The organism is Pedobacter sp. GW822-FHT03F06 (genome assembly GCF_058801365.1).
Genome location: NZ_JBXANE010000016.1, coordinates 125,701 through 133,663 on the forward strand (window position 1 = coordinate 125,701; position 7,963 = coordinate 133,663).

Consider the following 7,963-nt stretch of genomic DNA (forward strand, 5'->3'; position numbering starts at 1 on the left):
TGCATTTGATCAAATGTAGTAAAACAAAAACAGTCCCGAAAGTTTTCGGGACTGCGCTTAAATTTTATTAATTTATTAGGCTTTAGGCGCTATAACTGCTTTTGTTGCATCTAAAGAAACTGCTGATTTATCGAAACGGATTTTTACACCACCTTCAACCTCAATTAAAAAAGTTGTATCATTCATATCAGCGATACGACCGTGAATACCTGCGGTAGTTACGATTTTATCTCCTTTTTTTAATTCTTCAACCAATTTTTTATGGTCTTTAGCTTTTTTAACTTGCGGGCGGATCATGAAAAAGTAGAAAACTACCATGATGAGTACCATTGGTACAATTGTAGTTAGCATGTTACTACCACCTGCTGCTGCATCTAAAATTACTGTTAATGTCATTTCTTATTTATTTGTGTTTTTGTGAATTTTGATCATTATGGATTACGCCATAAAGAATCGAACCAATTTATTTTTTAGCAAGTACTTCTCCTACCAAATGAACAGTGGTTACTGTTGGATTTGCATTTGACGTAACGGTTACTACTTTATCTTGCATGCCCATTTTACCTTCGCTATTAAAAACAACGCTAATCACCCCTTCTTTACCTGGCAAAATAGGTTCGCCTGGCACCTGCGGAATAGTACATCCACAAGTTGCTGTTGCATTCGAAACAATCAGCGGGCTTTTACCTGTATTTTTAAGTTTGAAGTCGTGCTTAACTTTTTCGCCTTGCGTTATTTTACCAAAATCGAAAATATCGCGTTCGAAAACAATAACAGGCGCATCTGCCGGAGCAACTTTAGCTGTTTTTGAAGTATCGTTGCCAACTGAAACAGCTGTTGCAGTTTCGCTGGTTTGATTATTTGCATTACGACATGCTGCAAATGAAAGTGCAGCAATAGCCAGGATAAATGTTTTTTTCATTTTAATCTTCGATTAATCCGCGGCCAATCTTTTTAATGGTATTGTTTTTCTTAAGATCGCCTAAAATTTTGTCTAAAATACCGTTAATAAATGAATTACTCTTCGGCGTACTGTAATCTTTTGATAACTCTAAATATTCGTTAATGGTTACTTTAACCGGAATAGATGGAAAGTTTAACAATTCGCAAATGGCCATTTTCATTAAAATGGTATCCATTAATGCAATACGCTCCGATTCCCAATTTTTGGTCCTATCGGCAATCATTTCCTGATATTTTGCATCGTTCTGCAGCGTATGTACAAAAAGATCCTGAACAAATTTGCTGTCTTCAATCCAATCTGCACTAATTTCCGTCAATTTATTTTTGAAAGGATCTTCGGATGTAAAGTTTTTCAAGGTTTTGGCCACCATCCCTTTCATCACTTCATGATCTACCTGCCAGTTGATAAATTTCTCTTCAAAAACCTGCAAAATGGCCTGGTTTTTTAAGATGATTTTCCTGAAAATGTATTTGATGATATCTTTTGATGATTCTAAACTTTCGTTCGGATCGGCAAGATAATCGGCATACTCTTTTGATGCTTTTAACGAATTGTAAACTGTTTTACGGATTTCCGGATCGAAGCCCCAGTCTACTTTATATTTTTTAACTGCAGATACGTACTCGGGATTCTGCTGCATTAAAACGCTAAACTTATTGTGTAGCAATTTCATGTTGGGATTGATATCCTCTGCAGTTTTAATAAACTTATTTGCGCGCTCTGCGGCGTCGTTAGCAGTAAATTCGGTAACTTCTACCATTAAAGATAACATCCAGATGTACATTTCGTACACGCTATCGATGCTCTGCATTAAGGTTTTCAAATCACCTTTAATGTCTTTTTTGTCTGCCATGTGCCAAGCAAAAATATTTTGCAAAGCTTTGATTCTTAAGTGCCTTCTGTTTAACATGAATGTAAGAACGAGTGCGGTTTTTTAAAACCTGTTTTAATAATTATGATTTAATATGACGATTTAATTTTTTTAACATCTGCAATGCGTTTCTCGGCAATGCGATTGGCTGCAATATTGGTTGATATGTTTTCGGTTTTGCTTAACTTAATTACACTTCGTGTAGCATCGTAAATATTCTCAGTAAGCTGTACAGTGCGTTTTTTACCAAAACCGGTTAACTCCGAATAGCATGAAATCAGTCCCCCAGCATTAATTAAATAATCAGGTGCAAATAAAATCCCTTTCTTCAAAAGTAATTCGCTATCTAAAACCTCATCTTTTAACTGATTGTTTGCTGAACCTGCAATAATTGCGAACTTCATTTTTTCGATGGTTTTGTTGTTAACGGTTGCGCCCATTGCACATGGGGCATAAACATCGGCATCAGTTGTAAAAATTTTATCGGCTTCGATCGGTTTTGCTTTATATTTCCGGGCAACATAAGTTAATTGCTCCTGGTTAATATCGCTGATCAAAACTTCGGCGTTTTCTTTTCGTAAAAGTGCAACCAAATGCTCACCAACATTTCCGATACCTTGAACTACAATGGTTCTTCCGGCTAGCATATCGGTACCGAAAACCTCTTTAACACTTGCTTTAATCCCTAAATAAACACCTTGCGCAGTAAAAGGAGCAGGATTACCCGCACCGCCGATCGATTCGGGAACACCAGTAACATAATTGGTTTCCATACGGATATATTCCATATCGCGCGTATTGGTGCCCATTTCTTCTGCGGTAATGAATTCGCCATTTAGGTTTTTAATAAACCTGCCGTAGCTACGCATTAAAGTTTCTGTTTTATCTTTCCTGGAATCGCCGATAATTACGCCTTTTCCACCACCCAGATTCAATCCTGTTATCGCTGCCTTGTAAGTCATTCCACGCGATAAGCGCAGTGCATCTTCTAAAGCTTCGCCTTCTGTGCTATAACTCCACATGCGTGTTCCGCCTAAAGCAGGGCCCAATGTGGTATCATGTATAGCAATAATTGCTTTTAAACCTGTATCTGGATCATTGCAAAAAACCAACTTTTTATGGCCATAGGCACTTAATTGATCTAAAATTGAAAAATCTGACGGAGAATTTGCTGGCATATTGAACGTTCGGATAACCTGCTGCAAAATTAAAATAAAAAACCATTATTACACGTATTTAACGAAACTATAACAAAATTAATTCGGTTCTGGCTAAATTAATAAACCTTTAAGATTTTTAAAATGTTATAGGCTATAACTAATTGATTAAAAGAAACGCAGTTAAATTCACTAATTTTTGGTTGTTGAGGACACGAACCAAGGCGTAAGACCCGTACCTCGCCTGCGGGTTTTACGCCCCTATCGGGTTTAGGTGGCAGGGACTTCCGAAGCTTCAAAGGACAAAGTGCCGGCCAATTTCGGAAGCTTGAGATAACGCGAGAACGCTGCGTTAGGGATTGTAAGGGTTCAGTACCGATCCTTCATCGGTACCGCAGCGAAGCGGAGCCCTGAAAAGCCCGCCCCCTTGCGCAGCTTGGGTAACGCCCAAATTAGTAAAACCGTTAACTAACATACAAATTCAAAGCCCCCCCTGCCTCGAAGATTGGAAAGAGTGTCATCATTTTTTAAAGCTTAAGCACTAAAAGATAATTATGCGTTATGAAATAACAAAATTAGCTAAGTTTGTATGGAATGAAACATTTAAGCCGATTAAACAAATACTTTCTTAAATACAAATGGTGGATTATACCCGGAAGTATTTTCGTGGTCATTTCTAATATTTTTGGTGTAGTGCCAGCCCAGGTAATTGGTTACGCGGTTGACCTGATTACCGAAAACATTCAGGTATTTAACCTCTTTTACGGTTTCGATCGCCAGGCCATCATTTACGATATATTTAGCAGCAATCTCCTTTTTTTTGGTTTGCTGGTTATCGCACTTTATTTATTGCGGGGGCTTTTTCTTTTCTTTATGCGCCAAACCATTATTTTAATGTCGCGGCATATAGAGTTCGATATGAAAAACGATATCTACCAGCATTATCAGGAACTTAGCTTAGGTTTTTACCGCCGGAATAATACCGGCGACTTAATGAACCGTGCCACAGAAGATGTTAACCGGGTAAGAATGTACGTTGGTCCGGCGATTATGTACACCATTAACACTTTTGTGTTATCGGTACTTATTATATGGTCGATGTTTGATGTAAATTCCAAGCTGGCCATCTATTGTTTATTGCCCCTTCCCTTCCTTGTAATCATTATCTACTATGTAAATACCCTAATCTTCAAAAAAAGTGGAAAGATACAGGAGCGCCTCTCCGAACTTTCGAGTTTTGTGCAGGAGCGTTTCTCGGGGATCCGGATCATTAAATCATATGTTCGAGAAGATTATACGCGAAACATGTTCGCTATCCAGAGCAACGATTATAAAAAAGATTCGATGAGCCTGGTTAAAGTATCGGCCTTATTTTACCCTACTATGCTTTTGTTGATTGGCCTGAGTACCATTTTAACCATATACATTGGCGGTATCCAGGTAATGAATGGCAGTATCACGGCAGGAAATATAGCTGAATTTATCATTTACATTAACCAGTTAACCTTTCCGGTAACCATGCTGGGCTGGGTTACTTCTTTGATTCAGCGGGCTGCGGCATCGCAAAAAAGGATAAACGAGTTTTTAGATATCCCCTCTGACATTCAATCGAAAGAAACTGCCGAAATTGAGCTACTTGGTAATATTAAGTTCGACAAGGTGAGTTTTACCTACCCTGATACGGGAATTGAAGCTTTAAAAGACCTGTGTTTTGAAATTAATAGTGGCGAATTTGTAGCCATTATCGGGAAAACAGGCTCCGGAAAATCGACATTGGCCAATCTAATTATGCGGATGTATGATGTAGAAAATGGTTCCATTGAGATTGATGGAAAAAACATTAAAGCCTTAAATCTAAAAGATTACCGTAGCCAGATTGGCTTTGTACCCCAAGAGGTTTTCCTCTTTTCGGATACCATTAAAAACAATATTGCCTTTGGTTTAAATCAGGTTACCGATGAAGAAGTGCATCATGCAGCGAAAAACGCGTCGGTTTATACGAATATTATCGATTTTGAAGAAAAATTCGAAACCATGCTGGGCGAGCGTGGAATAACGCTCTCCGGAGGTCAAAAACAACGCGTTTCTATCGCCAGGGCTTTAATAAAATCACCTAAGATTTTAATATTTGATGATTGTCTTTCGGCGGTTGATACTAAAACAGAGGAGGAAATACTGCAAAATCTTGGTAAAATTATGGCTGGAAAAACAAGTATTTTAATTGCCCACAGAATTTCTACCATTAAAAATGCAGATAAGATTTTAGTGCTGGATAATGGTAAAATCATCGAACAAGGCACACACAATGAATTACTTAACCTAAATGGCAGTTATACCGAGCTTTATAACCATCAACTTTTGGAGGAGGAAACCCGAACTATTTAAATTGTATTAAAATTGTATTTTGAACTTTAAATATTTGCTTTATATTTACCGAAACCAAAAACCAACATCAATACCAACCATGGGAGAATTCGACAACAAGGAAAGAGAAGAAGTTTTTTCAAAGAAAGTAAGAGCAGGTAAGAGAACTTATTTCTTCGACGTGAAGGCTACTAGATCGGGTGATTATTATTTAACAGTTACCGAGAGTAAGAAAAGATTAGAAGACGGTGTATTTGTAAAACATAAAATCTTTTTATACAAAGAAGATTTCGAAAAATTTGCAGAAGGACTAAATGAAACTGTTGATTACATCAAAACTCACCAAGATGTGGTTGAAAAACGTTATGAATATTCTGAAAATGGAGAACATAGCACTAAAGCAAGCGACGATTTTACTTTTTAAGTAATTATAATTTCAATAAAAAAGCCTCCTGATTTAAAATACCGGGAGGCTTTTTTGTGTGCGTAATATTTTATTTTATACCTCCGCCTGAGAGTACTGCCAACAGCAAAAGAAAATAACTGGCTATCAATACGATGGTAATTACACCCCAAAATTTAAAGAGCGATTTTACATGGGCAATGGCATCATTTAAATTTTCCTGATCGCCGAACAAAACCCCTTGTTTGCCTTTGGCCGAAAAACGCAGCAACAATAAACTTGGATAAAAAAAGAACAAAGCCAGCAGCAGGTAAAATATGGTGATGCCTGTTGCGCCAATACTGCCCAATGGCCCGAACTGATTGAGTATCCCTGGATTAGCAGTTACCGCAGCCCCTATCCCAAATGAACCTAAGGTTAAAAATGCCGAGATAACAAAACCCACAACCGATAAAAATCTTGCCCATTTACTCATATCATACAAGTAGCTCCGCATTTCTTCGGTTACTACCAGTTTCACTTCCTGAGGCACTTCATTTTCAAAATCTTCCATTTATCTCTATCTATTTTGGGCTAAACTTAGATAAAATATAGATTTGATACAAGAGCAAGGGTTTAAATAAAGGTTTTAAAAGCTTATCTTTGCGCGGAATTTAAGGTGGAAGGTGGAAGGTGGAAGGTGGAAGGCGGAAGGCGGAAGGCGGAAAAAGGTAAAATGGTTGATGGTTTGATAGATCATAGCCAAAACGCTCCGAACTAATACTCAAAAAATGAAACACTTGGCTATTAACCATAAAATTATGAACCAATGGCCATAATACATAACTAACGTTCAAAAATGAAACACCAGGCTATTGACCATAAGACAATGAACCAATAGCCAAAACTAAAGATATAAAGACTAATAAATAATGGCATTACAATGTGGTATAGTTGGTTTACCAAATGTTGGGAAATCGACTCTTTTTAACTGTTTATCAAATGCAAAAGCGCAGGCTGCAAACTTTCCCTTTTGTACTATTGAGCCCAATGTTGGCGTAATTACAGTACCTGATGATAGATTAAGCAAACTGGCCGAGTTGGTTAAACCAAACAAAGTGCAACCGAATACAATCGAGATTGTAGACATTGCGGGTTTGGTAAAAGGTGCATCGAAAGGTGAAGGCCTGGGAAACCAGTTTTTAGGAAATATCCGTGCTACCAATGCAATTATTCATGTTTTACGTTGTTTTGATGATGGTAATGTAATTCACGTTGATGGTTCTGTTGATCCGATCCGTGATCGTGAAATTATTGATACTGAATTGCAGCTTAAAGATTTGGATACCGTTGATAAACGTATTCAAAAAGTTGAAAAAATGGCTAAAACAGGTGGTGATAAAGATGCTAAACGTACCTACGAAATTTTAACAGTGGTTAAATCTCATTTGGAAAGTGGTAAATCCATCCGTACGGCACCATTGGCTCAGGAAGATTTCGATTTTATTGAAGATTTAGGTCTGCTTACACAAAAACCGGTCATGTATGTTTGTAATGTTGATGAGGCATCGGTAATTAACGGCAATAAATATGTTGATTTGGTTAAAGCAAATGTTGCTGATGAAAATGCTGAAGTTTTAGTGATCTCTGCTAAAATTGAATCAGAAATTGCTGAACTGGATAGCTATGAAGAGCGTCAGGAATTTTTAGCTGATTTAGGCTTAACTGAATCAGGTGTAAATAAATTAATCCGCGCAGCTTATAAATTATTAAACCTTTATACTTACTTTACCGCTGGTGTACAAGAAGTTAGGGCCTGGACAATTACAAAAGGTTTTACGGCGCCGCAAGCTGCCGGTGTAATCCACACTGATTTCGAAAAAGGATTTATCCGTGCGGAGGTAATCAAATACAACGATTTCGTAACTTTAGGTTCTGAAAATGCCTGTAAAGATGCGGGTAAATTGGGTGTTGAAGGAAAAACCTATGTAGTGGAAGATGGCGACATTATGCACTTTAGATTTAATGTATAACCCCTAAATTCCCTAAAGGGAACTTTGAATAGTATAGCGCCACTTGAAAGAGTGGCTTTTTTGTTTGAAGACTTTTTTTGCCACGGAGACACAGAAGGCACGGATACCCACTCAATTGTCACGCTGAGCGGAGTCGAAGCGCTTAATCAACCACAGATAATATGGATTAACACAGATAATTAAGCACGGTGC

The 7,963-nt window shown here is 37.6% G+C and carries 8 protein-coding genes; 3 read left to right on the plus strand and 5 right to left on the minus strand.

What is annotated here, in order from left to right:
* Window positions 1-75 precede the first annotated feature (75 nt).
* The 4 genes from yajC to AC1RJ8_RS23080 form a co-directional block, all read right to left on the minus strand.
* Window positions 76-396, minus strand: a complete 321-nt coding sequence (yajC, locus tag AC1RJ8_RS23065) for a preprotein translocase subunit YajC (protein ID WP_492955795.1) — start codon at window positions 394-396, stop codon at window positions 76-78.
* 67 nt (window positions 397-463) lie between these two features.
* The gene (locus AC1RJ8_RS23070) at window positions 464-922 is read right to left on the minus strand and encodes a DUF1573 domain-containing protein (RefSeq protein ID WP_492955794.1); all 459 of its coding nucleotides are present in this window, start codon (window positions 920-922) and stop codon (window positions 464-466) included.
* 1 nt (window position 923) lies between these two features.
* Window positions 924-1,874, minus strand: coding sequence for a transcription antitermination factor NusB (gene nusB, locus AC1RJ8_RS23075; RefSeq protein ID WP_492955793.1), 951 nt, complete (start codon window positions 1,872-1,874; stop codon window positions 924-926).
* 50 nt (window positions 1,875-1,924) lie between these two features.
* Window positions 1,925-3,013, minus strand: coding sequence for a Glu/Leu/Phe/Val family dehydrogenase (locus AC1RJ8_RS23080; RefSeq protein WP_086547119.1), 1,089 nt, complete (start codon window positions 3,011-3,013; stop codon window positions 1,925-1,927).
* A 573-nt stretch (window positions 3,014-3,586) separates the two neighbouring features.
* Between AC1RJ8_RS23080 and AC1RJ8_RS23085 the strand changes: the two genes are divergently transcribed.
* Entirely contained in the window at window positions 3,587-5,377 is a 1,791-nt protein-coding gene (locus AC1RJ8_RS23085; protein WP_492955792.1) for an ABC transporter ATP-binding protein, read from the plus strand.
* A gap of 79 nt (window positions 5,378-5,456) precedes the next feature.
* Window positions 5,457-5,780: a DUF3276 family protein gene (locus AC1RJ8_RS23090; RefSeq protein ID WP_029275977.1), complete on the plus strand. Its 324-nt coding sequence runs from the start codon at window positions 5,457-5,459 to the stop codon at window positions 5,778-5,780.
* Between the two features lie 70 nt (window positions 5,781-5,850).
* On the opposite strand, the gene AC1RJ8_RS23095 is transcribed toward AC1RJ8_RS23090, so the two are convergent.
* Complete coding sequence (locus AC1RJ8_RS23095) at window positions 5,851-6,312, minus strand: hypothetical protein (protein WP_492955791.1); 462 nt, start codon at window positions 6,310-6,312, stop codon at window positions 5,851-5,853.
* A gap of 358 nt (window positions 6,313-6,670) precedes the next feature.
* Here AC1RJ8_RS23095 and ychF point away from each other — a divergent pair, with 358 nt between their 5' ends.
* On the plus strand, window positions 6,671-7,771 hold the full coding sequence (ychF, locus tag AC1RJ8_RS23100; protein WP_492955790.1) for a redox-regulated ATPase YchF: 1,101 nt from the start codon (window positions 6,671-6,673) through the stop codon (window positions 7,769-7,771).
* The last annotated feature ends 192 nt before the right edge of the window (window positions 7,772-7,963 follow it).